The sequence below is a fragment of the Bacillus sp. CPT56D-587-MTF genome (assembly GCF_058792335.1).
Genome location: NZ_JBYTEF010000001.1, coordinates 939,964 through 963,979, shown reverse-complemented (window position 1 = coordinate 963,979; position 24,016 = coordinate 939,964). Strand labels below are relative to the sequence as shown.

General features: G+C 36.1%; 26 protein-coding genes and 2 pseudogenes. 13 read left to right on the top strand and 15 right to left on the bottom strand.

All coding sequences use genetic code 11. The annotated features are described in order from the left end of the window. Nucleotides 1–101 precede the first annotated feature (101 nt). Nucleotides 102–500, top strand: coding sequence for an Ig-like domain-containing protein (locus tag AC3WVZ_RS05060; RefSeq protein ID WP_000878731.1), 399 nt, complete (start codon nt 102–104; stop codon nt 498–500). A gap of 92 nt (nt 501–592) precedes the next feature. Here the strand turns inward: AC3WVZ_RS05060 and AC3WVZ_RS05055 are convergent. The 3 genes and pseudogenes from AC3WVZ_RS05055 to AC3WVZ_RS05045 form a co-directional block, all read right to left on the bottom strand. Further along, nucleotides 593–1,962: pseudogene (locus AC3WVZ_RS05055) on the bottom strand (IS1182-like element ISBth7 family transposase); the annotation flags it as partial. Between the two features lie 127 nt (nt 1,963–2,089). Beyond that, a pseudogene (locus AC3WVZ_RS05050) lies at nt 2,090–2,486 on the bottom strand (PH domain-containing protein). Between the two features lie 76 nt (nt 2,487–2,562). After that, nucleotides 2,563–3,474, bottom strand: coding sequence for a DMT family transporter (locus tag AC3WVZ_RS05045; protein WP_000806939.1), 912 nt, complete (start codon nt 3,472–3,474; stop codon nt 2,563–2,565). 203 nt (nt 3,475–3,677) lie between these two features. Here AC3WVZ_RS05045 and AC3WVZ_RS05040 point away from each other — a divergent pair, with 203 nt between their 5' ends. The 6 genes from AC3WVZ_RS05040 to exsF all read left to right on the top strand — a co-directional run bounded on the left by AC3WVZ_RS05040 (nt 3,678) and on the right by exsF (nt 8,894). Further along, nucleotides 3,678–4,409, top strand: coding sequence for an alpha/beta hydrolase (locus tag AC3WVZ_RS05040; RefSeq protein ID WP_233936144.1), 732 nt, complete (start codon nt 3,678–3,680; stop codon nt 4,407–4,409). Nucleotides 4,410–4,502: 93 nt separating this feature from the next. Beyond that, the gene (locus AC3WVZ_RS05035; RefSeq protein ID WP_000765863.1) at nt 4,503–5,021 is read left to right on the top strand and encodes a YjcG family protein; all 519 of its coding nucleotides are present in this window, start codon (nt 4,503–4,505) and stop codon (nt 5,019–5,021) included. 1 nt (nt 5,022) lies between these two features. Continuing rightward, nucleotides 5,023–5,445 carry a GNAT family N-acetyltransferase gene (locus tag AC3WVZ_RS05030; RefSeq protein ID WP_000543297.1) on the top strand — a complete coding sequence of 141 codons (423 nt, stop codon included), beginning with the start codon at nt 5,023–5,025 and terminating at the stop codon, nt 5,443–5,445. 100 nt (nt 5,446–5,545) lie between these two features. Next, nucleotides 5,546–7,612 (top strand): ATP-dependent helicase, encoded by a 2,067-nt coding sequence (locus AC3WVZ_RS05025; protein ID WP_000191199.1) that lies wholly within the window; start codon nt 5,546–5,548, stop codon nt 7,610–7,612. A 143-nt stretch (nt 7,613–7,755) separates the two neighbouring features. Beyond that, the gene (gene cotY / locus AC3WVZ_RS05020) at nt 7,756–8,223 is read left to right on the top strand and encodes a spore coat protein CotY (RefSeq protein ID WP_001277719.1); all 468 of its coding nucleotides are present in this window, start codon (nt 7,756–7,758) and stop codon (nt 8,221–8,223) included. A 167-nt stretch (nt 8,224–8,390) separates the two neighbouring features. After that, a complete protein-coding gene (exsF, locus tag AC3WVZ_RS05015; RefSeq protein WP_000492939.1) occupies nt 8,391–8,894 on the top strand; it encodes an exosporium protein ExsF in 504 nt (167 codons plus the stop codon). 75 nt (nt 8,895–8,969) lie between these two features. On the opposite strand, the gene AC3WVZ_RS05010 is transcribed toward exsF, so the two are convergent. Then, nucleotides 8,970–9,155: a hypothetical protein gene (locus tag AC3WVZ_RS05010; RefSeq protein WP_029948404.1), complete on the bottom strand. Its 186-nt coding sequence runs from the start codon at nt 9,153–9,155 to the stop codon at nt 8,970–8,972. Between the two features lie 101 nt (nt 9,156–9,256). Beyond that, entirely contained in the window at nt 9,257–9,616 is a 360-nt protein-coding gene (locus tag AC3WVZ_RS05005; protein ID WP_000899662.1) for a DUF1360 domain-containing protein, read from the bottom strand. Nucleotides 9,617–9,741: 125 nt separating this feature from the next. Between AC3WVZ_RS05005 and exsY the strand changes: the two genes are divergently transcribed. Next, nucleotides 9,742–10,206, top strand: coding sequence for an exosporium assembly protein ExsY (gene exsY / locus AC3WVZ_RS05000; RefSeq protein ID WP_001277744.1), 465 nt, complete (start codon nt 9,742–9,744; stop codon nt 10,204–10,206). Nucleotides 10,207–10,254: 48 nt separating this feature from the next. Here exsY and AC3WVZ_RS04995 read toward each other — a convergent pair whose 3' ends face one another. The 6 genes from AC3WVZ_RS04995 to AC3WVZ_RS04970 all read right to left on the bottom strand — a co-directional run bounded on the left by AC3WVZ_RS04995 (nt 10,255) and on the right by AC3WVZ_RS04970 (nt 14,969). Continuing rightward, nucleotides 10,255–10,803, bottom strand: a complete 549-nt coding sequence (locus AC3WVZ_RS04995; RefSeq protein WP_072770188.1) for a spore coat CotO family protein — start codon at nt 10,801–10,803, stop codon at nt 10,255–10,257. 141 nt (nt 10,804–10,944) lie between these two features. Further along, complete coding sequence (gene fabI, locus AC3WVZ_RS04990) at nt 10,945–11,715, bottom strand: enoyl-ACP reductase FabI (protein WP_000421886.1); 771 nt, start codon at nt 11,713–11,715, stop codon at nt 10,945–10,947. A gap of 108 nt (nt 11,716–11,823) precedes the next feature. Further along, nucleotides 11,824–12,678, bottom strand: a complete 855-nt coding sequence (rfbD, locus tag AC3WVZ_RS04985) for a dTDP-4-dehydrorhamnose reductase (protein ID WP_000664653.1) — start codon at nt 12,676–12,678, stop codon at nt 11,824–11,826. A gap of 15 nt (nt 12,679–12,693) precedes the next feature. Then, nucleotides 12,694–13,662: a dTDP-glucose 4,6-dehydratase gene (gene rfbB, locus AC3WVZ_RS04980; protein ID WP_001024160.1), complete on the bottom strand. Its 969-nt coding sequence runs from the start codon at nt 13,660–13,662 to the stop codon at nt 12,694–12,696. Between the two features lie 15 nt (nt 13,663–13,677). Continuing rightward, nucleotides 13,678–14,223 (bottom strand): dTDP-4-dehydrorhamnose 3,5-epimerase, encoded by a 546-nt coding sequence (rfbC, locus tag AC3WVZ_RS04975; protein WP_000869416.1) that lies wholly within the window; start codon nt 14,221–14,223, stop codon nt 13,678–13,680. A gap of 8 nt (nt 14,224–14,231) precedes the next feature. Then, a complete protein-coding gene (locus AC3WVZ_RS04970) occupies nt 14,232–14,969 on the bottom strand; it encodes a sugar phosphate nucleotidyltransferase (protein WP_000676156.1) in 738 nt (245 codons plus the stop codon). 370 nt (nt 14,970–15,339) lie between these two features. Here AC3WVZ_RS04970 and AC3WVZ_RS04965 point away from each other — a divergent pair, with 370 nt between their 5' ends. Further along, the gene (locus AC3WVZ_RS04965; RefSeq protein WP_103655522.1) at nt 15,340–16,569 is read left to right on the top strand and encodes an IS110 family RNA-guided transposase; all 1,230 of its coding nucleotides are present in this window, start codon (nt 15,340–15,342) and stop codon (nt 16,567–16,569) included. Nucleotides 16,570–16,716: 147 nt separating this feature from the next. Here the strand turns inward: AC3WVZ_RS04965 and AC3WVZ_RS04960 are convergent, their stop codons facing one another. The 4 genes from AC3WVZ_RS04960 to AC3WVZ_RS04945 all read right to left on the bottom strand — a co-directional run bounded on the left by AC3WVZ_RS04960 (nt 16,717) and on the right by AC3WVZ_RS04945 (nt 20,093). Then, nucleotides 16,717–17,397, bottom strand: a complete 681-nt coding sequence (locus AC3WVZ_RS04960; protein WP_060634678.1) for a glycosyltransferase family protein — start codon at nt 17,395–17,397, stop codon at nt 16,717–16,719. Between the two features lie 14 nt (nt 17,398–17,411). Beyond that, nucleotides 17,412–18,098, bottom strand: a complete 687-nt coding sequence (locus tag AC3WVZ_RS04955; protein ID WP_025709871.1) for a glycosyltransferase family protein — start codon at nt 18,096–18,098, stop codon at nt 17,412–17,414. Beyond that, nucleotides 18,095–18,784 carry a class I SAM-dependent methyltransferase gene (locus AC3WVZ_RS04950; protein WP_233936143.1) on the bottom strand — a complete coding sequence of 230 codons (690 nt, stop codon included), beginning with the start codon at nt 18,782–18,784 and terminating at the stop codon, nt 18,095–18,097. The genes AC3WVZ_RS04955 and AC3WVZ_RS04950 overlap by 4 nt, the downstream gene beginning before the upstream one ends. A gap of 211 nt (nt 18,785–18,995) precedes the next feature. Continuing rightward, entirely contained in the window at nt 18,996–20,093 is a 1,098-nt protein-coding gene (locus AC3WVZ_RS04945; RefSeq protein ID WP_050228929.1) for a glycosyltransferase, read from the bottom strand. A gap of 165 nt (nt 20,094–20,258) precedes the next feature. Here AC3WVZ_RS04945 and AC3WVZ_RS04940 point away from each other — a divergent pair, with 165 nt between their 5' ends. The 4 genes from AC3WVZ_RS04940 (at nt 20,259) to AC3WVZ_RS04925 (ending at nt 23,935) form a co-directional block, all read left to right on the top strand. Beyond that, the gene (locus tag AC3WVZ_RS04940) at nt 20,259–21,092 is read left to right on the top strand and encodes a BclA C-terminal domain-containing protein (protein ID WP_233936141.1); all 834 of its coding nucleotides are present in this window, start codon (nt 20,259–20,261) and stop codon (nt 21,090–21,092) included. 122 nt (nt 21,093–21,214) lie between these two features. Further along, a complete protein-coding gene (locus AC3WVZ_RS04935) occupies nt 21,215–22,060 on the top strand; it encodes a TylF/MycF family methyltransferase (protein WP_000444381.1) in 846 nt (281 codons plus the stop codon). 182 nt (nt 22,061–22,242) lie between these two features. Then, on the top strand, nt 22,243–22,995 hold the full coding sequence (locus AC3WVZ_RS04930) for a class I SAM-dependent methyltransferase (protein WP_001288765.1): 753 nt from the start codon (nt 22,243–22,245) through the stop codon (nt 22,993–22,995). A gap of 13 nt (nt 22,996–23,008) precedes the next feature. Next, nucleotides 23,009–23,935 (top strand): glycosyltransferase family 2 protein, encoded by a 927-nt coding sequence (locus AC3WVZ_RS04925; protein ID WP_000980807.1) that lies wholly within the window; start codon nt 23,009–23,011, stop codon nt 23,933–23,935. The last annotated feature ends 81 nt before the right edge of the window (nt 23,936–24,016 follow it).

The window sequence follows — 24,016 nt, the reverse complement described above, 5'->3', positions numbered from 1 at the left end:
CTTATCAAATTTAACAAATTCTTTATGTTTCGTTAAATTTAACATAACACTACTCCTTTATAGTATGAGTATCAGCACTTATACAGAAAGGGGACTCCAACATGTTAGCAGCTTTCCAGCAACAACAAACACGAAAATTTTCACCTATCACAAATACTTCTGCGTCTTGTTTAAACATGCAACCTAACCCGCCTAAAATTTCAATTGCTCCTTCTGTTATTTCAGTCATCGGTGTTCATATGGAAAAACATAAATTAAAAATAAAAACGGGACAAAACATTGTGTTAGCAGCTTCTACTTTGCCAATACAAGCAACGAATAAAGAGCTTATTTGGTCAAATATGAATTCTGATATCATCACCATATATCCAAAAGGTGACACCGTGACGATTACTGGAAAAAGTGCAGGTAAAGCAGTCGTAATTGTTACAACTGCTGAAGGCAAATTCCGTGACCTATGTGTCATTCACGTACAACCTTATATGACAAACCCAAAGTAAAAGAGTGTTGGGAAACCCTTTAGGGTTCCCAACACTCTGGAATCTTTTTTGATTTTAGCGAATAAAAACAACATAAAATAATAGAATTTTAAAAAATAGCCCTCCACCTGACCCTTTTTGGTCAGGTGGAGGGCTATTTTTTTCATGTTTTGACAAGCTGCGGTGAGATAAGCTTGCATTTGGACAGACTTCAGCCCTCGAAACCGGGCATAGCGGTAGCCATGTAGTTCTTTGGCGTCTGCAAAGCTTCGCTCTATAGTGGAACAGCGTACTTTATACAACCTTTTCCCTGTAGCTGTTAGCTTGTTTTTTCTAGCAATATCCTTATATTTCTCCCACACATGATGAGTGATAACTTTTTGTTTTTGTTTCTTTGAAAAGCACACCTCACGTAACGGACAAACAGCGCAGTCTTCTGGATTCGATTTGTATTGACGGTATCCTTCACGATCAGTTGTTACATATTCTAGAATACATCCCATCGGACAAGCGAAAACATTCATTTCTTCTACATATTTAAATTGGCTTTTCGGTACTTCTTTATTCCGTTTTCCAAATCGGCGATACCCCATCACCATAAATATATTCCGTTCTGATAGTTTCTTACAGATATATCCTGTAAAATAGCCAGCATCAAGGGCAACAGCTTCTACTTTGAAGTCGAATTTATCAATCTGAGCTTGGAGGCGTGCTAAATACGGCTCGGAATCTGCCATATTTCCAGCCGTTACATAGGTATCTGTAATAATATTGTACTTCGCATCAGTCGTACGATGATCCAAGAAATGAAAACCATTTGGTTTTCCATCTCTCATTAAAAATCCACTATCTGGATCCGTTGTACTTATACGAGTTTTTTTGGTAGGGGTATCACTTTCCTTTCTAGGTTTTAATTCTTTTTTCCATGTACCTCACGATCTTCGATTACCGCAGCTTCTAGCTCGTCTATATAAAACTTTGCTTTTTCTTTTTTATATTTATGTACAAATTTATTTTTATTGGCATTGGCCTTAATATGTGTAGAATCTGTCATCAGTGCACGTCCTCCTACCATCCGGTGCTCCGTCGCTTGTCTCACAATCTCATCAAAAATTTCTTCGAAAATATTTGTATGAATAAAACGAGTACGACGATTCCAACTGATTGTAGAGTGATCCGGAATAGTATCCGATAGAGAAAACCCTAAAAACCAACGGTAGGCAATATTCGTTTTAATTTCCTTTTCCAATTGACGCTCAGAACGAATACCGTAAAAATATCCAATAAACATCATCTTAAATAAAACAATAGGATGAATGGACGGGCGTCCATTGTTTTCACAGTAATAAGGGCGTAACTTCTCTTCAATAAAATCAAAACTAATTGTCGCTTCAATTGCACGAAGGAAATGATCTTGTGGAACCAACTCTTCTACAGAAACAGATACACGCTCATCACGATGATTTTTTAAAGCACCCATCATAAAAAATCTCTCCTTTTCCTCTTTTTTATCAGTGTTGACACATAAAAAGAGGTTCAGACACAAAAACAGGCTGTGGAGAAGACTTTCTCCACAGCCTGAGTAAAAGAGTGGCTTCGTAGCCACTCTTTTACTTTGTTTCAATATTTGAGTTTTTACTTTTTACAAGGTTAATAAATTGTTCTTTATTTCTTGGAGAAATAATTTCTGTTTTTATGTGTATCGTAAACAATTTCAAGTCGTTCAAATGATAATGCATGAGCTGCTATTGGATTTTTCGTATTTGAAATTTGTTTTATATCTCGTATAAATATACGTTTTGTAACGAGACCCGATCTAATCGTAATTGTTTCTTTCCCGGCAATATATTTTGCCAAAAATCAACTCCAACTAAACAACATTGCTAATGGAATTGTAAAAAGCAAAAGAAAATATTCTCTCCCTGCAAATATAGGAGCAAAACAGGCACCTACAACAAAAAAAAAAATTGGATGTAACCATACATCTTTTTTTGATGGAAATTCCATTTTCCTCCCCCTTCTACACCCGTATTTCCATAAAACAAAAAGAGAAGTATCACAACTTCTCTTTTCTCCCCTAACACTATAATTCCTGTGTATACACCGGCTCGTTTACGACATTTTTTGCTGTACGTTTTTGTTGCTGCAGTAAGAAAACAGATACACCAAACAATACGAGCATGCTACCGATAATTTGCATTGCATTTAATTTTTCTCCAAGTAAGAAGAACGCAAGTATAGATGCTCCAACAGGTTCTCCTAAAATACTCATTGAAATTGTCGTTGCATTTACATAATTTAATAGCCAGTTATTAATTACATGTGACACTGTCGGCACAACCGCAAGTAAAAGAAAAACAGTCCAATCCCACTTCGTATAACCTGTAAAGGGTACTTGTAATATGACATTATAAATCCCCATAAAAAGACCTGCGAACGCAAAGACTGTAAAGCTATAAATCCAGTGCGATACTTTCTTCACTGTCGTTTGCCCGATAAATAAATAACCGACAACCGCTATTACACTTAGAAAGGATAATATGTCACCATAAATTGCTTGCTTACTTAAACCTAAATCTCCCCAACCAATGCACATTACTCCCAAAATAGCGATTCCCATCGTTGCAATGGCTGAATATGTTGTTCTTTCTTTAAATAGAAAAAAACCTCCAACTAAAGATACGATTGGTTGAAGCGCCAAAATAATTGTTGAACTAGCAACTGTTGTATGCTTTAAAGATTCAAACCATAAAAGAAAATGAAGTGCTAAAAAGAAACCAGATCCAATTAAAAAGCCCCAATCTTTCATTTGAATCCTATTAAATTCCTCTCTTTTTTTCCATACGATAGGCAGCATAATAAGTACGATAATCCATAAGCGGTACATACTTAATATTGAAGATGGTGCTGAGGACATCTTTACAAAAACTGCTGCAAAGGAAATAGCAATTATAGAAATAGCCAATGGTAGTGCGATTGATTTTTCTTGTTTCAAATCCTGTCTCCCCTCTCACCTGTCAAAAATCCCACTTCATTATATCCGTTTTCTTTCGTAACTTAAATACTAATTTTTTAGATTCTTCGTACCATTATGGTAAAATAGAAATTAAGGCACCAATTAGTGAATATTTCTTTCCTTTTCACTACAAGCGTCGCTCTTACAATCGTTACAGTAAATTTTTATTTAGGGGGATCTACATGAGTCAAACAATAGGGAGAATTGAAGAAATTTCATTTTATAGCGCATCACTTCAAGAAGATGTTACACTTCTCGTTTATTTACCAGTAAATTACACACCACTGCACAAACATACAGTTGTAATTGCACAAGATGGTAGAGATTATTTTCAGCTCGGTAAAGCGCACCGTGTAATTGAGCGCCTTCGTGAAACCGAAGAAATTGACCGTACAATTATTGTCGGTATTCCATATAAAAATGTACATGATCGTAAAGAAAAATATTTCCCAAATGAAGTGAAAAATGCTGCATATATTCGTTTCCTTGCTCATGAACTTGCACCATATATTGATGAAAATTATCCAACGTATCAAATGGGAAAAGGTCGTGTTTTAATTGGTGATTCTCTTGGCGGAACAGTTTCCTTTATGACTGCACTTATGTATCCGCATACATTCGGTAAAGTCGTTATGCAATCACCATTTGTGGATGAGACAGTGATGAACTTAGCAAAAGAATTCAAAGATCCACAGGCGTTAGAACTGTATCACATCATCGGTACAGAAGAAACGGCTGTAAAGCGTACTGATGGACAAGTATCTGATTTCGTAGGGCCGAACCGTGAGTTAAATACGCTTCTTACAGATAGAAACTTCATCACGCATTACGAGGAATTTGAAGGCAATCATACTTGGAAATATTGGCAGACTGATTTACCGAAAGCCTTCTCTCATATTCTATCAATGAAATAATAGAGAGCAGTATTCAGAATAATTTGATATAATAGATAAAGAGATTTATTTATCTCAAAATCTAACTAGACTTACAAAGGGAGGAATTGGAACATGAAATTAGGCATTGTAATTTTTCCATCTAAAATGATTCAAGATAAAGCGAACGGATTGCGTAAACGTTATGACCCGCACTACGCATTAGTTCCGCCACATATTACATTGAAAACACCCTTTGAGGCGCAAGATGAACAATTAGAGTCGATTGTAAACGAGTTACATACAATCGCAAGTAAAACGAACCCTTTCACCCTTCATGTTGGGAAAGTTGGTTCTTTCGCACCTGTTAATAACGTCCTTTACTTTAAAGTAGAAAAAACACCTGAACTTACTTTCTTAAATGAAGAAATGCATAGCGGGTTATTCACGCAAGAACGTGAATATGCTTTCGTACCTCATTTAACAATCGGACAAGGCTTATCAGATGCAGAGCATGCTGATGTGTTGGGCCGATTACGTATGAAAGATTTCTATTACGAACAACCAATTGATCGTTTCCATCTTCTATATCAATTAGAAAATGGAACATGGACTGTACACGAAACATTCCGTCTTGGAAAGGGGAACAACTAATTTGCACGCACAGATTGTACAAACGGACGAACAACTAAGAGATGCATTCTCTGTACGTAAACAAGTGTTTGTAAATGAACAACGTGTCTCTGCTGAAGAAGAGTACGATGAGTTTGAAGAAACTTCAACACACGTTGTTATATATGACAATGATGTTCCAGTTGGTGCTGGACGTTTTCGCATCCTTGATGGTATAGGAAAAATGGAACGCATTTGCGTGCTAAATTCCCATCGCAAAAAAGGGATTGGAAAAATTGTTATGGATTCTCTTGAAGCGTATGCAAAAGAAAATTCGCTACCAAAATTGAAACTTCACGCTCAAACACATGCTGAAAATTTCTATAAAAAACTTGGATATGTAACAAGTTCTGATGTATTTATGGAAGCAAATATCCCGCACGTTGTAATGATAAAAAAATTGTAATTTGAAAACAGGAGGTGACCCCTCCTGTTTTTTTACATTGCTATTTTCTTTTTCTTCCGCTAAAGTTAAATGTTGATGCTATAGTTTTGAAGGTGAACATATGACACAAGAAAAATTTTCACAAAAATCGTTAACACACGCTGATATTCCGCGTGCGACATATCATATTCCGAAAACATCTACCCATTTAATTATGGAAGAAGATGTAGACGCGGCTTATTTCCGCGCTCTTGAACAACAAAATGTTTTTTTAAACGAAAAACAATTAGAAGCCGTGCGCACAACAGAAGGTCCTGTTCTTACACTAGCTGGTGCTGGAAGCGGGAAAACATCGGTTTTAACAACTCGCGTTGGTTATTTAGTAAATGTAAAACAAGTTCATCCACGAAATATTTTATTACTTACATTTACACAAAAAGCAGCTGAAGAAATCCGAAGTCGTGTTGCGAAGTTACCAGGTATGAATCATGCAGCAAGTAGCTACGTTGTTGCTGGTACATTCCACTCTGTTTTCTTAAAATTACTTCGTAGTCAAGGTTATAATCAGCAAATTTTAGCAAATGAAAAACATAAACAAATTATGATAAAGAAAATCTTAAAAGAATTGCGTTTAAAAGACGATTATGATGCGGAAACGATGCTCGCGATGATTTCACTTGAGAAAAACAAATTAAATCGTCCGAAAGATGTAAAAGCGAAAACACCAGTGGAACAAGAATTTAAAGAAGTATATGAACGTTTTGAAGAGGTAAAACAACGATACAATTATATTGATTTCGATGACATCTTATTGGAAACATATTACATGTTAGAAAATAATGCTCCTTTACTAACTCAATTACAACAACGTTTTCACTACATTGAAGTAGATGAGTTTCAAGATACATCCTATGCACAATATGAAATTGTAAAATTGTTAGCCACGCCAAGAAATAATTTGTTCATCGCAGGTGATGATGATCAAGCAATTTATGGCTGGCGAGGGGCAAGTCACCAAATTATTTTATCTTTTCCAAAAGAATTTGATAACACAACAATCATTGCACTAAATACGAATTATCGATCCAATCCCTTTATCGTCGGGCTTGGAAATGAAGTTATAAAATTAAATCAAGAACGTTTTGATAAAGAGCTATACTCCGTTCGTGAAGAAGGTGTACAACCTTTTTATGCAAGACCTGCTACCACTCTTGATGAAGCAAATCAAATTTTGCAGCTCATTCAAGAAAAAGTAGATAGCGGTGACCGAAACTATAAAGATTTTTGTTTACTGTATCGCACACATTCTGTAAGTCGTTCGTTACTTGATCAGCTTACCATTCATAAAATCCCGTTTATTAAACACGGGGCGAGCCAATCATTTTATGAACATTCTTTAATTAAGCCTGTATTAGATCATTTAAGACTCGTGATTGAGCCGTTTCGACTAGAATCACTTTCAAACATATTGCCGACAATGTATATCGGACGTGATGATTGTATTTCATTTATTGAACGTGAACAATGGAAATATGGTGAGGGACGCTTCCCTTCTCTTCTTCATTTCTTACTATTAAATCCAAGCTTAAAACCTTTTCAAGTGAAAAAGGTAAATGAGCGCATCGATTTTATTAAGTTTATTAAAGAATTGGAACCGAAAAAAGCATTAAAAGAAATCATTCATGGTAAAGGAAAATATTTAGAGTACTTACAAAGTAACGATCGTTCTTCCTTTACGATGCATAAAGACATACAAGAAGAAATGTTGGAAGAATTAATGGAGTCTGCAACTCGTTTCACCGATATTCCAGCTTATTTACAATTTATCGACGAGGCGATTCAAGGTCAAAAAGAAATGGAAGCATTAAAAACAATGCCGCAAAAAGATGCCGTTTCACTTATGTCAATCCATAACGCAAAAGGCCTTGAATTTCCATGTGTCTTTTTACTTGGAGCGAGTGATGGAATCCTGCCCCACACTTCTTCTTTAAAAGATGCAAATGATCGTGTTACGGAAACTTCTGAAGCGTTAGAAGAAGAACGCCGATTACTGTATGTCGCCATTACACGTGCGAAAGAAGAACTTTATATTTCTTCTCCGCAATTTTTCAGAGGAAAGAAATTAGATATATCTCGTTTTTTATATACTGTGCGAAAAGATTTACCTGAAAAGACATCCACTAAATAAGGATGTCTTTTTTTTATATCACGTTATGTACATCCCTCCTATATAAATTCCTTGTTTTTATCGTGAGAATTAACGTAATATCAGCCATATTCCACTCATATTGTAATAGTGTATGTCAGAACTCACGAGAAGGAGTGAACATAATGAGCTGCAATTGTAATGAAGATCATCAACATGAGTGTGATTTCAACTGTGTATCGAATGTTGTTCGTTTTATACATGAACTACAAGAATGTGCAACGACAACATGTGGATCTGGTTGCGAAGTTCCATTTTTAGGTGCACATAACAATGCATCAGTAGCGAATACACGTCCTTTTATTTTATACACAAAAACTGGAGAACCTTTTGAAGCATTTGCACCATCTTCAAGCCTTACTAGCTGCAGATCTCCCATTTTCCGCGTAGAAAGTATAGATGATGATGACTGTGCTGTATTGCGTGTATTAACTGTAGTTTTAGGTGATGGTACCGCTGTACCACCTGGTGACGACCCAATCTGTACGTTTTTAGCTGTACCAAATGCAAGACTAATATCAACCTCCACTTGCATTACTGTTGATTTAAGTTGCTTCTGCGCTATTCAATGCTTACGCGATGTTTCTATTTAAAACTAAATAATGAGTTAAGCATGGATTGGGTGGCAGATAATTCTGCCACCCAATCCATGCTTAAAGAGTATTCTTATGTAAATTTCTTAAAATTGGGAACTTGTCTAGAACATAGAACCTGTCCTTTTCATTAACTGAAAGTAGAAACAGATAAAGGAGTGAAAAACATGTTCTCTTCTGATTGCGAATTTACTAAAATCGATTGCGAGGCGAAGCCAGCTAGTACACTACCTGCCTTTGGTTTTGCTTTCAACGCGTCTGCACCTCAGTTTGCTTCACTATTTACACCACTATTATTACCTAGCGTAAGTCCAAACCCAAATATTACTGTTCCTGTAATAAATGATACAGTAAGTGTCGGAGATGGCATTCGAATTCTACGAGCTGGTATTTATCAAATCAGTTATACATTAACAATTAGTCTTGATAACTCACCTGTTGCACCAGAAGCTGGTCGTTTCTTCTTATCATTAAATACACCAGCTAACATTATTCCTGGATCAGGTACAGCAGTTCGTTCTAACGTTATTGGTACTGGTGAAGTAGACGTATCCAGCGGTGTTATTCTTATTAACTTAAATCCTGGTGACTTAATTCAAATTGTGCCAGTTCAGTTAATTGGAACTGTAGACATTCGTGCTGCAGCATTAACAGTTGCACAAATTAGCTAGTAAAAAGCGGTATTTCTAATACAGAAATACCGCTTTTTATATATAATAAAAAACACTCACAGTAGCATGAGTGTTTCATTCTTCATATTGTTTTATTGTGTTCTTCTTTTTCCCACAATTGCATCCCTTTTTCTTCACAAATCCTTGTTGTTGTAATTGTTCTTGATATGCCTGTTGTTGTGCTTGGTGTTGTTGCTGTATATGATACCACTGCTGCAGGTCATATGAATTTTGCCTTGGATTATTGCTCACAGCAAACATCTCCTCTACTGTCAATTCTGTCTATTTACTATATGAACAACTCTTTATTTCCGTTCCCTCATTCTTTTAAACTCCGCTTTTTCTCTTATTATGAAAATATATTATTCTCCCATAAAATATCCTGTAATCGTTTCAATGATTGCTGCTGCTCCTGCAATGGCTAATAATGCAAGTAACGGTTCTGCAACGATAGGAATCCAATTATATAAGACTAATAAAAAAGCACTAACCCATACACCTGTACACCAATAACAGCTTAACAATTCGCCAATCCACTTTCTTAATCCTTTACCTTTCACTTTTGTAAACGTTGATACACTTCCATCCGGCTCCGTAATCTCTAATTCATCAATAAATGGTCTTCGCAAAAAGGCTGTAATTTTATCATAAACAATTAAACGAGTGAGCCTAAAAGCAGCTAACGCAAAAATAAAAAATAAAAGCCAGCTTGTAAACAGCATGATTCCACCTTCCCTTATCCTCTTTCGCCTATTTAAAAAAAAAGGTCTTGAGATTGTGACCAAATCTCCTCGACTCCAATATCTTATTAATGTAAATACAAACAAGAAGATAAGGAGTGACATTAATGAGTTGTAACGAAAATAAACACCATGGCTCTTCTCATTGTGTAGTTGACGTTGTAAAATTCATCAATGAATTACAAGATTGTTCTACAACAACATGTGGATCTGGTTGTGAAATCCCATTCTTAGGTGCACACAATACTGCATCAGTAGCTAATACACGCCCTTTTATTTTATACACAAAAACTGGAGAACCTTTTGAAGCATTTGCACCATCATCAAGCCTTACTAGCTGCCGCTCTCCAATTTTCCGTGTGGAAAGTGTAGATGACGATAGCTGTGCTGTACTACGTGTATTAACTGTAGTTTTAGGTGACAGTTCTCCGGTACCACCTGGTGACGATCCAATTTGTACGTTTTTAGCTGTACCAAATGCAAGATTAATATCTACAACTACTTGTATTACTGTTGATTTAAGCTGTTTCTGTGCGATTCAATGCTTACGCGACGTTTCTATCGTTAAGTAAACTAAAAAACTATTGGGGTGGTAGAAGCTTTCTACCACCTTTACATATTTAAAAACCGGCCATACTAATCGATTGGATATCATCTATAGACAACCTAATATCTCTCATACTATTTTGAGGCATAATAGATACAATGCCATTCCGATACGATATAATCGATCCAACATATGAGACTGTAGCTGTTTTTATTCTGCACCTTACTTTCGGAATGTAATGAGGGCGGTTTAGTAAAAAATGAATTTTTTCATCATTATTCATATCCTTAAATGATTTATTATACGGGACAGTTCTTACTGGTTCTAGTTCTTCCTCTTCTTGTTCTGCGTGTTCTTCTTTTTCTTCTATTTTTTCTACTTTTTCTTCCACTTGCTGCTCTTCTTGTTGTTCTTGCTCTATTACCTCTTCCACAGCACTGCTTACAATATTTTCTTGTTTATTACTTTGCTCTTTTTGATCTTCATTTTCAAAGTTTGTCAGAATAATCCTTTTTATTTTCGGTGCAGCAAGTTCTAAACTTACTTGCGTGATATATAACAACGGTTTTCCAACTGTTGAACTTTTATTTTTATTCTTCACACTCGTCCCTCCCACTTCCATACGTAGCTAAATAAATCGTGTACTATTATAGTTATATTCATCACCTGATAAGAACTTTCGTTAAAAATCGTTCTTTCTCAGAACAAATAAAAAGGACAATCTCATCATTTAGAGATTGTCCTTTAAAATTTAATATTATATTTATCCTAGGATATGATACCCTGAATCAACGTGAATGTTTTCTCCTGTTACACCGCGAGCTAAATCACTGAATAGGAATACTGCTGTATCGCCAACTTCTTCTTGCGTTGTTGTACGACGAAGTGGTGCGCGCTCCTCAATTTCTCTTAAGATTGAGTTGAAATCGCCTACACCTTTTGCAGATAACGTACGAATTGGTCCTGCAGAAATAGCGTTAACACGAATACCGTGTTGACCTAAATCGTTCGCTAAATATTTCACGCTCGCTTCTAATGAAGCTTTCGCAACACCCATAACGTTATAATTTTTCACAACGCGCTCGCCGCCAAGGTATGTTAACGTTAAAATATTTCCGCCTTCTGTCATTACTTTTTTTGCTTCTCTTGCTACAGCTGTTAAAGAGAATGCACTAATATTTTGTGCAAGTAAAAATCCATCGCGAGAAGTATCTACAAATTCACCTTTTAAGTCATCGCGATTTGCAAAAGCAATACAATGTGCTACACCGTGAATAGTACCTACTTCTTGTTTAATTGTTTCAAAGCAAGCTGTAAGTTCCTCATCATTCGTTACATCACAAGGTAATACAAGTGATTCTTGTCCTTCTAATGTGTCCGCTAATTCACGAACGTTTCTTTCTAAACGTTCTCCTGCATATGTGAATATTAATTTTGCACCTGCATTATGCAAAGAGCGAGCTATTCCCCATGCAATACTTCTTTGGTTCGCAACGCCCATAACAACAAATGTTTTCCCTTGTAATAGTTCCATGATATATCCTCCCAGAAATACTTATACTTGTTATTAGTACCTGATACTATAATTATAGTACCATAAAACCGCTTAAAGGCAAACAAAAAAGTCATTAACAGAAATTTGTTAATGACTTTTGGTTTCTATAAAAAACCGCTCTAATCCTTCTTCCCAAGACGGCATTTGTGAAAAACCATTTAATCTTAGCATGTTATGTTGAAAAATAGAATATTTGGGCCTCGCAGCCGCAGCCCCGAATTCTTCCGTTGAAACAGGTAATACATTCACTTTCATATTGGCGTACGAAAATATCTTTTGTGCAAATTCAAACCAAGAGCATGAGCCTCTGTTTGATACGTGGTATGTACCGTATAAAGAAGTATGAATGAGCTTATTAATAACCATATTCAAATCCGCCACATACGTAGGAGAGCCAACTTGATCCGCTACAACAGATATTTCATCTCTTTCTTTTCCTAATCGCATCATCGTTTTCACGAAATTATTCCCATATTTACCATATAGCCACGATGTGCGAACGATAAAATATTTATTATGTAACTCTTTGACGAACTGCTCCCCCGCATACTTAGAGGCCCCATATATATTTATCGGCGCTGGACTATGAAATTCGTCGTATCCATCTGGTCTGGCGCCTTGAAATACATAATCAGTACTAATATAAACTAGCTTCGCCCCTACTAATTGTGAAGCAACCGCTACATTTCGAGCTCCGATTGCATTTATTCTATATGCAAGATCCTGTTCTTTCTCCGCATGATCTACTTTCGTATAGGCAGCACAATGAATAATTATATGTGGTTTTATTTCTTGTACCACTTGTTGTATTCGGGATATATTTGTCACATCTAATAACTTTTTATCAAATGGATATATATCATATTCTTCAGAGTCTAACTCTTCAAATAGTTGCTTTCCTAATTGACCGTTTGCTCCTGTTATGATAACCCTCTCTTTCATTTAACATGCCCCTTACTAATCTTTTAGTGGTTTCCACCATTCCTTATTCTTTTCATACCATTTCACCGTCTCTTGTAATCCTTGTTCAAACGTATATTTCGGTTCCCAATCAAATTCATTCTTCATTTTCTCTGCATCAATCGCATAACGACGATCGTGCCCTAAACGATCTGTAACATATTCAATGTCTTTTTTTGTTTTTCCTAAAAGAGTAATAATTTGTTCCACAACTTCTACATTTGTTTTTTCATTATTTCCACCTATATTATATACTTCTCCGACACGTCCCTTATGCAAAACAACGTCAATCGCACTGCAATGATCCGTTACATGTAACCAATCTCTTACATTTAAACCATCACCATATAACGGTAGTTTTTTTCCTTCTAGTGCATTCGTAACCATTAATGGAATTAATTTTTCAGGATACTGGTACGGTCCATAATTGTTAGAACAACGCGTTACTATAACCGGTAATTGATATGTTTTATAGTAAGATAGAGCTATCATGTCCGCGCTCGCCTTACTTGAAGAATATGGACTATTTGGAGCTAACGGCGTTTTCTCTGTGAACTTCCCTGTTTTTCCTAAAGAGCCATACACTTCATCCGTTGATACTTGCACAAGTTTTATATGCGAATATTTTTTAACTAGTTCTAATAAAGTGACCGTCCCAATTACATTTGTATCATAAAAAGGAATCGGATTTTCAATACTACGGTCCACATGTGATTCAGCTGCAAAATTTACAATCACTTGTACGTCCCGCTCTTTTATAACGTGTTCTAATAGCTCTCCATTTTGAATTTCTCCCTTTACAAAAGAGTAATTCGGGTGATCCAGAAGAGATTTTACGTTATTTAAATTCCCGCTATATGTTAATGCATCGTAATTAATAATTTTATATGTTTCATAACTTTGTAGCATGTAATGAACGAAATTACTTCCAATAAATCCAGCCCCACCTGTTACTAATATATTCATAAACAACGCTCCTACTTAAAAACTATCTTCATATTCCTCTAATAATGGTAATATCTGATCCTTATCGGACAATATAGGATCGGTTACTGGCCAAGGAATTGCTAAATCTTTATCTTTCCAAAGTAATCCTGAGTCATGCTCTGCGCTATAATATTCATCTACTTTATACATAACGATAGTATGCGGAACAAGCGTGCAAAATCCATGCGCAAACCCTTTTGGCACTAGTAATTGCCGATGGTTATCTGCACTTAAAATATATCCTTTCCATTGTTTAAATGTTGGTGATTTTTTTCGTAAATCAACGATAACATCATAAATTGCCCCTTGCATAACTTGAATGAGTTTCGTTTGTGCTTTCGGTTTTTTTTGAAAGTGTAGTCCCCGAATCGTTCCTGCCTTAGCCGAATAAGATACGTTATCCTGTACAAATGAATACGTTATCCCTAATGTTTCTAGCACCTGCTTATTATAACTCTCTGAAAAAAAGCCACGCTCGTCTCCAAACAACCTCGGTTCTAACAATTTTGCATCGGTAAAATTTGTTTCTACAACTTTCATATTCTCACCTATTCTCCGTTAAACTGTTTCCCAAAATTAATATCACGCGCTAACGTATTCGCCTTTTGAAGCGAAGCATGAGTTCCCGCATCAGTCCACCAACCGCTCATTTCATTATAAGTAAGTACCCCTCGTTTTAAATACCAATTATTTATATCTGTAATTTCAAGTTCTCCCCGCGCAGAAGGTTTTAATTCTTTAATATAAGAAAAGACTTTCGAATCATACAAATAAATTCCCGTAACCGCATAAGAACTTTTCGGCTCTTTCGGCTTTTCTTCAATTTCAACTATTTTTCGGTTTTGAATATGTGCTACGCCAAATCTTTCGGGATCTTCTACAGATTGCAATAGCACTTTCGCACCTTCTTCTTGATTTGCAAACTCTTCAACATACGGAAGAATATCATCTGAAAAAATATTATCCCCTAATATAACTACCATACGATCATTCCCGACGAAATCTTCACAAAGCCCTAACGCCTGTGCGATCCCGCCCGCTTTATCTTGCACACGATACGTAAAGGAAACCCCAAATTCATGACCACTCCCTAAAAAGCTAACAACATCCCCCATATGCTCTTTACCTGTAATAATCATAATATCTGTAATATCGCATTGTTTTAGCTTATATACCGCATGATAAATCATTGGATACCGACCAACAGGAAGTAAATGTTTATTCGTTACTTTCGTTATTGGATATAATCTCGATCCAGTACCACCTGCTAAAATAATTCCTTTCACTTTGCATCTCTCCTCGTATATTGTATTTAAGCTCTATCTCGAGCTTAGATTTGCCACTTATATTAATGAGAGACCAGTAAAAAACACTTGGACGTCTCAAGATATTTCTAGATAATGATCTTAGGATCATTTGGGACAATTCTTCCCTCTCCTGTGGATGTACCACATAAAAAGAGTGTTTCTCAGTGAACGTGCGGGACTCCCTACGCGCAGGCTGAGCAGCCTGACCTTCGAACCTAGATGTTAGTAGCTCTAGGGCGGCTTTCGATTCAGGACAAGCTCTCATACACGAGGTTGTTGGTCGGCGTACACACTAGAGATATCTCGAGACGTCCAAGAAATGATTCTAAATCGAAAGGAGGTCTCTTACGTGAGATTATTTGCTGGTCTAGATGTAAGTTCGTTTGATATAAAAGTTTGTATTCTAAATGGTGAAGGAGAAAAGGTAGACTCCTTTTCAGTCAATAATGATTTACCAGGTGCCACAACGCTCAAAGAGCGATTATTAAAGCACATAGCCAATCAAAAGGTAGAAATCTTTAAAATTGGCTTAGAATCCACATCTGTTTATAGTTTTCATCCATCCATGTTTCTTCACTATGATGAAGACTTACAAAGCTTTGGAGCAAAGGTATTTCTTATGAATCCTAAGCAAATTGCTAACTTCAAGAAAAGCTATTCTGACATGGATAAAACGGACGAGATTGATGCCTTTGTCATCGCTGATTACTTACGCTTTGGCCGAAATCAAATGTCCATCGTAAAAGAGAGTCAGTATGTGGCACTCCAGCAATTAACAAGATCTCGTTATCAACTCGTTAGAATGTTGACAAAAGAAAAACAACATTTTTTACAATACCTAAGTTATAAATGTAATACATTCTCACAAGAAGTGGATTCTTCTATATTTGGTAACGCCATGATGGAATTATTCCTTGAAAAATTCAGTCTAGAAGAATTAGCTGATATGCCTTTAGAGGAACTCGTTGAGTTCCTACAAGTAAAAGGGAAAAATCGATTTGGTGACCCGACATGTATCGCATCAACTATTCAAAAGGCTGTTCGCTCTTCCTATCGTTTGGATAAGGTCGTAGAAGACTCAATCGATGTCCTTCTCGGAACATCAATCGCGGTGATTCGTACCTATCAACAGCAAATCAAAGAAATAGAAAAGTCCATTAAGCGAATCATGGCTGGATTAACGCAAACACTCGAATCTATTCCCGGAATTGGCCCTGTATTCGCCGCCGGTATTATCGCTGAGATTGGTCAAATCGAAAGATTTGATGATGAAACCAAGGTAGCAAAATATGCCGGATTATATTGGCGTACGCACCAGTCTGGTCGATTCACCGCAGAAAACACTTCATTATCCCGTAATGGAAATCATTACTTGCGGTATTACTTAGTTGAAGCCGCCAACTCTGTAAGAAAGCATGTATCTGATTATCAAGAATATTACGTAAAAAAATATAATGAAGTACCAAAACATCAACACAAACGTGCACTCGTTCTAACCGCAAGAAAACTTGTGCGATTGGTGGATGCGCTACTACGCAGTCACCAACTCTTTACGCCAGAAAGGTGCGTGAAAGTGTGACATAAAACTTGTCATCGCTACCTTTCAATCATTTTCCAGTAAATTACATATATTACTGGTTTAGTTTCGTGATGTCTTTTTTAAGCAAATAGGCCTTTGATAACTAAAAGTTCTTTTGTTTTTCAGTTGACATACTACCGCAGGTCTTTATGATGGAGATAATATATCTTTGTAATGTTCTACAAACACTTTCCGGTACTTCTCATATGTATCCGCATCAAACTCATCCCCGTTGTAATGAATACACCATAAATTTGCTTGATTTGGGATACCAATTAAATAACCAGCCCTTTGAAACTCTAAAGACTGTGACACATCATAAAAGTGAAACCCTTGAAACAAATCTTCTCGCCACGGAATATCATACTGCGTTGCCATGAATAAGCCATCAATTGCCTGAACTGACAAAAATGGTTGATTACCATAAAAAACCTGATCTAAATTTAATAATTGATAATTCTGTCTTCTATACTCAATCACTTTCCCTACTAAATTTTTTCCTTCCCACCATATCCCGTTATTCGGTAAAAACTGAGCCCCAGCGACTCCTATTAAACCAAGCTTTTCATTTTCTTTAAAAAGAGATATAAGTGTAGAAAACATGTCTCGATTAATAAGATATGTATCTTGATGTATATACACTTTGTATTTCGCTGGATATGAAAGGGCTCGGTTGTATGCACTTGCCATACTTTGTGCATCTCGTATCGGAAAAATTTGCACGACATAACCTGGGGGAACAAAAATGTTTCTTATTTGGCTCTCACATTGTTTGAAAAGCTCCTCATTATTTACACAGATAACGACTAATATTGTATGATCTTTCATTTTTGTCCCCCCTTTTATTCTTCCTTATTTACATCTGACATATATTGTTCCACAAATATTTTCCGATACTTTTCATAGTTCGTCATATTCACATCAAAATGATAATGGATACACCAAGCATCACGCTGTACAGGTACACCAACTGTATATCCTGCTTTTCTAAATTCAAATGATTGAGATACATCATAAAAATCAAATCCGTCAAATAAGTCTTCTCGCCACGGAACATCATATTGTGTGGCCATTAATAAACCATCAATACATTCTACAGGAATAAATGTTTTTGATTCATGATACGGTTGTTCTAAACTTGCCATATAAAACAAATCATTCATATAACCAATGACCTTTCCTACAATTCCACGCCCTTCGTTCCATACACCAGTCGGAGGAACATATTGCGCTCCAACCATCCCAATCATACCAAGGTGTTCATGTTCCTCAAATAATTGAAGTAATCCGTATAAAAAAGCCCTATTTATAATAAAAACATCTTGATGTAAATACACTTTATACTTCGCTGGATGCGAAATGGCTTGATTGTATCCACTCGTCATACTTTTCGCATTTCGAATCGGCATAAATTGTACAATATACCCTGGCGGTACTAACAATTGCAATATATGTCGAACGCAGTTTGCATACAATTTCCGATCATTTATACATGTAACAAATAATATTGTTTTGTCTGCAGTACTCATAATTGTGATTTTTCAGCTTCAATAATATACTGAAATACAACTATCTCAGCCATGAAGCCACTTCCAAGACGATATTTTTTACAAATTCCATATAACTCCTCAATAAGCGGCTCATACATTTTATGATCAACATATACACGATCTACTTTACTAATAACATATCCTGCTTTTAAAAACATTCTTAGCATTTCATTAAATGTAAAGAAACGAATATGTGTTTTATCTAATAAACCATATTCTGTATACGTCCAATTTCCGGCAAGTAAGGGAGCTAATACTGAAATATGAGCAACGTTTGGTATACTTGCTAAAATCACACCATTTTTCTTTATATATGGCTTTACTTTTTCTATCACAGCCCACGGATCAAATAAATGCTCTAATACATCTCCAAATAGGATGCAATCAAATTGTCCCTCCTCATAAGGAAGATCTATTTTTTCTATATCCCCTAAAATAACATGATCTAGTCTTTCTTTCGCTTTTTCTGCCGCCTCTGGAAATGCCTCAATTCCTGATACACGTGTACCATTTTCTTTAATAGCCGCTCCCAATGCACCGCTCGAGCAACCAATATCAAGAACTTCTTTCCATTCCTTTTTTATATGCTTTAATAAATTCGGATTCGCTGCATTATAATAATGCTCGGATTTTTCTTCATATAAAGAACTTTTTTCGCGATTCATTTCACACACTCCTTATGCAAATTGAATTAGAAATATAAATCTCATATGAATTCTATAAAGTGCAGATTTTGTTCATCCCCCAATGATTATTAGCCCACAAATAGCAGTATAAAATCTTTTATCTATATTGGTTACGTTACCGATACTCTAATATATAACCAATCTATTAGAGTTAGAATAAAGATACATCATTTCTAAAAAACGAAACCCATTACACTTTATATGGTTTATCAAAAACCCCCCGAAAATATTTACGGTTATATTCAATTGCAGCATTATTCGGAACATAAGAAGCTGCTAATTCATTGTAATAATACGCTTTATCCTGCTCTCCTAACCTGCTATAACAAATACACATTTGCAAATAGGGTAGCCATGTGTAGCTAGCTGGACTATGGAAAGGACTTTCCGTTGCCATTGGTACTTCCGTTGCAAGTTTAAACCAAAATATCGCTTCATTATATTTTTCTTGTTCCATATATATATATCCTATTCTTGTACAATTCTCTCCTCTAGGGACGTCATACCGAAACGACTTCACACAAGATTCGATTGCCTTCTCCCACATTCCGAGCTTCGCATAGCAATCTCCTAGTTTACCACATGCATAAATTTTTTCTTCATACCATCCTTCGTCTTGATTAAGAAATGTTTCATATAGAAGAACTGCATCATCATATTTTTGGTTATCCGTAGATTCATTTGCGTAATAAAATAAATCTCTCGGACTCAATTCTTCACCTGCAGCTACAGTATTTTGAAAAATTTTCAAATTACGATCTGTTACTTTTTTTTCTTTTTTATGTGTAATAGCAACATTACTACTAAAAACCTCACCAGAAATAGCTAAATACTCATGAACCTTTCCAAACCATTGAAATTGTTTTTCACGCTTTACAAGTCGATTTCTTTTTGTACAATATAAAGGTTTCCCGTTAGAATCCATTGCAAGATGATAAGGCATCGAAACAGCATCAATTTTAGGATCTAATTCTCTTTTTAAAAGTTTCAATGCTTCTTGAGCATCTTCTAATAATACGTCATCTGCATCTAGCCACAATATATACTCTTGCGTCGCTTTTGAAAAAGAAAAATTTCTTGCTGCTGCAAAATCATCAATCCACTGGAAATCATATATGTTAGAAGTGTATTTCTCTACGATTTCTTTCGTTCGATCGACGGAGCCTGTATCAACCACTATAATTTCATCCACAATTTTTTCAACTGTGTCTAAACAACGGGCTATTGTCTCCTCCTCATCTCGAACAATCATACATAAACTAATTGTAATTCCTTGCTTGTTCAACATAATCACCCTCTTCCAAATCAATCATATGTTATACATATACTAAACTTTCCATTTTTTTAAATTGTTCAAGTAGTTTAAGATTTCTTTTCAATAATTCAAATGTCCGTGTCATTTTCTTTCGGTTTTGCATCTACTATATAATGAACGCTTTATGGAGGTGAATTTATGTCAAATAATAATTATTCAAATGGATTAAATCCCGATGAATCTTTATCAGCTAGTGCATTTGACCCTAATCTTGTAGGACCTACATTACCACCGATACCACCGTTTACCCTTCCGACTGGGCCGACCGGGCCGACTGGGCCGACTGGACCTACGGGGCCGACTGTACCTACCGGGCCAACTGGACCGACTGGACCTACGGGGCCGACTGGACCGACTGGACCGACTGGACCGACTGGACCGACTGGACCGACTGGTGACACTGGGACTACTGGACCTACGGGGCCGACTGGTGACACTGGGGCTACTGGACCTACGGGGCCGACTGGTGACACTGGGGCTACTGGACCTACGGGGCCGACTGGTGACACTGGAGCTACTGGACCGACTGGGGCTACTGGACCGACTGGACCGACTGGACCATCAGGACTAGGACTTCCAGCAGGACTATACGCATTTAACTCCGGTGGGATTTCTTTAGATTTAGGAATTAATGATCCAGTACCATTTAATACTGTTGGATCTCAGTTTGGTACAGCAATTTCTCAATTAGATGCTGATACTTTCGTAATTAGTGAAACTGGATTCTATAAAATCACTGTTATCGCTAACACTGCAACTGCAAGTCTATTAGGAGGTCTTACAATCCAAGTGAATGGAGTACCTGTACCAGGTACTGGATCGAGTTTAATCTCACTCGGAGCACCTATCGTTATTCAAGCAATTACGCAAATTACGACAACTCCATCATTAGTTGAAGTAATTGTTACAGGGCTTGGGCTATCATTAGCTCTTGGCACGAGTGCATCCATTATTATTGAAAAGGTTGCTTAATTTTTACTTAGCAGTAAAACTGATATCAGTTTTACTGCTTTTTTCAATTTCAAATTCAATCATGAAACATTCGGTACCTACATAATCATATTGTTGTATGACATTTTGCAGGAGGCACAAATATGGAAAGTAAATCTGCTGTTCAGCTTTATCTCGAATTGCTAAAGAAGACAATTTTATTTGAAATATGGTTAGAATATGAGGCATACTTACCCGCATCTCTACATATTTCGAAAGAACTAGAATTCGAACCAGTTACAGTCCCCCTCCCTTTATTCATTAAGCAATATGCCGAAAACCATAACTTAAAAATTGTAAAACCAAATGTCTCAAAAAGTGAACGTCATGATGGAATGGATTGGCCAAGAGCAGCACATAGCATGATTGGTCGAGAACGTATGAACCAATTACAAGAGGCGATGGAAACCGTTGTTCGTGAAAATATAGAAGGTGATTTTATTGAAACAGGTGTATGGCGCGGAGGATCATGCATTTTTATGAATGGTTTTTTACAAGCAAACAACATTACGGATCGTAATGTGTGGGTTGCAGATTCATTTGAAGGTTTGCCAGCACCGAATCTAGAGCAATATCCAAAAGATTACGGTGATTATTTACACACATTCGATTACTTACGCGTCTCTTTAGAACAAGTACAAGAGAATTTCAAAAAATATGATTTACTAAATGATCAAGTGAAATTTTTAAAAGGTTGGTTTAAAGATACTTTACCAACAGCACCAATTGAAAAAATAGCAATTGCACGGCTTGATGGTGATATGTATGAATCCACCATGGATGGTCTCGTGAACTTATATGATAAAGTTTCTAAAGGTGGCTATATAATTATCGATGACTACGGGCTACCACCATGCGCTGAGGCTGTGACAGACTTTAGAAATCAACGGAATTTAAAAGCCCCTATTACTAAAATTGATGTATTTGGCGTTTATTGGAGAAAAGAATAAAAAAGATTTAATCTATAGGAGATTCCATTTTCACTCATTCTTCTCTTACTTCTGATCCAATTAAGTATTCTTTTTCGGAATCTCCCTACATATAATAATTGTTTTCCTGTGTTCTCTCACTACAAATTGAAATTTTATTAATAGAGTTACTGCATATTCTCACATAAGAAAGGGGTATACTCATGAGCGAATTTAACAAAGAAATGACTTTACTCCCCCCTCCTGAACTCGTCCAATATGTAGGTGGCGACTTCAAAAAGGTTGGAAAAGAGTTCCTAAAGCATTTTATTCAAATTGGCGCTTTAAAATCAAATGAAAAAGTATTAGATGTAGGCTGCGGTGTCGGCCGAATGGCTGTACCATTAATGAATTACTTAAATGATGATGGAGCGTATTATGGATTTGATTTGTTTAAAGATGGAATTACTTGGTGTCAAAATAACATTTCAACTATGCGTAATAATTTTCACTTTGAACATGTTGACATATACAATCAATTCTATAATCCGGAAGGAAAAGAAGATGCCTCTCAATATCGTTTTCCCTATGAAGACGGAACATTCGATTTTATCTTTTTAACTTCTGTATTTACACATCTTCTCCCAAAAGAATTAGAACATTACGTATCTGAAATTGTACGTGTATTAAAAAAAGACGGGAGATGTTTCATTACATTCTTTCTTATAAACCCTGAATCGTCCTATTATTTAAATGCAGGACAAAGTACATTAGGTTTTTATCATCGAATCGAAAATTGCTACGTTGTAAATAAAGATATTCCGAATTTCGCAGTTGCTTATCCTGAGACAGATATTTGCAATCTATTGAATAAGTACGGCCTAGAAATAATCAATAAGCCGCATTACGGTTTATGGTGCGGCAGACATGAATATACAAGTTACCAAGATATTGTTCTTACAAAAAAAAGCTTCTGAAAGGAAGTTATGTATGATGAATGAAAAAAATCCACCTCTCGTTTCCATCCTTATTCCTACTTATAATCGGCCTCATTATTTCAAAATTGCTCTAGAAAGTGCATTGGCACAAACTTATTCAAATATTGAAATCATCATCGGAGATGATAGTACAAATGATGAAACAGCAACTTTAATACGTGAACAATACTTACCAAATTATAAAAATATAACATACATTCGAAATACCCCTACTCTAGGACAATTTCACAATGACCTTATGCTCATAGAAAAATCAAATGGTGAGTATATAAATTTTTTAATGGACGATGACGTGTTTTATAAGCATAAAATACAAAAAATGATGACCTATTTTGAGCAAGATCCCAATAAAAATCTTGCTCTTGTTACTTCTTATCGAGTACGCATTGATGATCATGGAAATCTAATAGGTGATTCCCATCCAACACAAAGGTTATATAGTGAAGACACCCCATTAAACGGGATATTTTTAGGTAATTGGATGTTAAAGGGCGGACACAACATTATCGGTGAGCCTACAACTACTTTGTTCCGAAAGGAATTGCTCACTGAACCTTTTGGCACCCTTAAAGAGCGACAATATTCTTGTAGTGTTGATATGGCCTCATGGATTTCTTTACTTTCTAAAGGAAATGCAATATACATTTCTGAGCCTTTAAGTCAATTTCGCTACCATGCTGGACAACAAATACACAATAAGCTCCTTCAAGGTTGTGAAGATTTCACACACCTTGTTATAACAGCAAAAGAATATGGCTTTTTACAAAATACTACGGACTATAGAGCAGCTCTACTTAGTGCTTACCAATGGTGTAAAAGTTCCTTAAAATACTATCTTCATCAACTAGATATTTTTCCTGACGCACATGTACGTCTCTCTCATTGTTTGGATATAATTATTAAAGAGCTAAACAATTAAACTACTCTGCAAAATTAAAAGTGTATGGACTATATGTGAATCATTCGTATAGTTCATACATTCTTTCTCATACTATAAAGT

What these genes read in the sequence shown, in the direction of transcription:
- AC3WVZ_RS04995 (WP_072770188.1), bottom strand. Translation starts at nt 10,803, where the DNA reads ATGGAAGTGGGAGGGACGAGTGTGAAGAATAAAAATAAAAGTTCAACA.
- AC3WVZ_RS04960 (WP_060634678.1), bottom strand. Translation starts at nt 17,397, where the DNA reads ATGAAAGATCATACAATATTAGTCGTTATCTGTGTAAATAATGAGGAG.
- exsF (WP_000492939.1), top strand. Translation starts at nt 8,391, where the DNA reads ATGTTCTCTTCTGATTGCGAATTTACTAAAATCGATTGCGAGGCGAAG.
- AC3WVZ_RS04955 (WP_025709871.1), bottom strand. Translation starts at nt 18,098, where the DNA reads ATGAGTACTGCAGACAAAACAATATTATTTGTTACATGTATAAATGAT.
- AC3WVZ_RS05005 (WP_000899662.1), bottom strand. Translation starts at nt 9,616, where the DNA reads ATGCTGTTTACAAGCTGGCTTTTATTTTTTATTTTTGCGTTAGCTGCT.
- AC3WVZ_RS05060 (WP_000878731.1), top strand. Translation starts at nt 102, where the DNA reads ATGTTAGCAGCTTTCCAGCAACAACAAACACGAAAATTTTCACCTATC.
- AC3WVZ_RS04950 (WP_233936143.1), bottom strand. Translation starts at nt 18,784, where the DNA reads ATGAATCGCGAAAAAAGTTCTTTATATGAAGAAAAATCCGAGCATTAT.
- AC3WVZ_RS04940 (WP_233936141.1), top strand. Translation starts at nt 20,259, where the DNA reads ATGTCAAATAATAATTATTCAAATGGATTAAATCCCGATGAATCTTTA.
- AC3WVZ_RS04925 (WP_000980807.1), top strand. Translation starts at nt 23,009, where the DNA reads ATGATGAATGAAAAAAATCCACCTCTCGTTTCCATCCTTATTCCTACT.
- rfbB (WP_001024160.1), bottom strand. Translation starts at nt 13,662, where the DNA reads ATGAATATATTAGTAACAGGTGGGGCTGGATTTATTGGAAGTAATTTC.
- rfbC (WP_000869416.1), bottom strand. Translation starts at nt 14,223, where the DNA reads ATGAAAGTTGTAGAAACAAATTTTACCGATGCAAAATTGTTAGAACCG.
- cotY (WP_001277719.1), top strand. Translation starts at nt 7,756, where the DNA reads ATGAGCTGCAATTGTAATGAAGATCATCAACATGAGTGTGATTTCAAC.
- AC3WVZ_RS05025 (WP_000191199.1), top strand. Translation starts at nt 5,546, where the DNA reads ATGACACAAGAAAAATTTTCACAAAAATCGTTAACACACGCTGATATT.
- AC3WVZ_RS04945 (WP_050228929.1), bottom strand. Translation starts at nt 20,093, where the DNA reads ATGTTGAACAAGCAAGGAATTACAATTAGTTTATGTATGATTGTTCGA.
- AC3WVZ_RS05010 (WP_029948404.1), bottom strand. Translation starts at nt 9,155, where the DNA reads ATGTTTGCTGTGAGCAATAATCCAAGGCAAAATTCATATGACCTGCAG.
- AC3WVZ_RS04935 (WP_000444381.1), top strand. Translation starts at nt 21,215, where the DNA reads ATGGAAAGTAAATCTGCTGTTCAGCTTTATCTCGAATTGCTAAAGAAG.
- rfbD (WP_000664653.1), bottom strand. Translation starts at nt 12,678, where the DNA reads ATGAAAGAGAGGGTTATCATAACAGGAGCAAACGGTCAATTAGGAAAG.
- AC3WVZ_RS04930 (WP_001288765.1), top strand. Translation starts at nt 22,243, where the DNA reads ATGAGCGAATTTAACAAAGAAATGACTTTACTCCCCCCTCCTGAACTC.
- fabI (WP_000421886.1), bottom strand. Translation starts at nt 11,715, where the DNA reads ATGGAACTATTACAAGGGAAAACATTTGTTGTTATGGGCGTTGCGAAC.
- exsY (WP_001277744.1), top strand. Translation starts at nt 9,742, where the DNA reads ATGAGTTGTAACGAAAATAAACACCATGGCTCTTCTCATTGTGTAGTT.
- AC3WVZ_RS05040 (WP_233936144.1), top strand. Translation starts at nt 3,678, where the DNA reads ATGAGTCAAACAATAGGGAGAATTGAAGAAATTTCATTTTATAGCGCA.
- AC3WVZ_RS05035 (WP_000765863.1), top strand. Translation starts at nt 4,503, where the DNA reads ATGAAATTAGGCATTGTAATTTTTCCATCTAAAATGATTCAAGATAAA.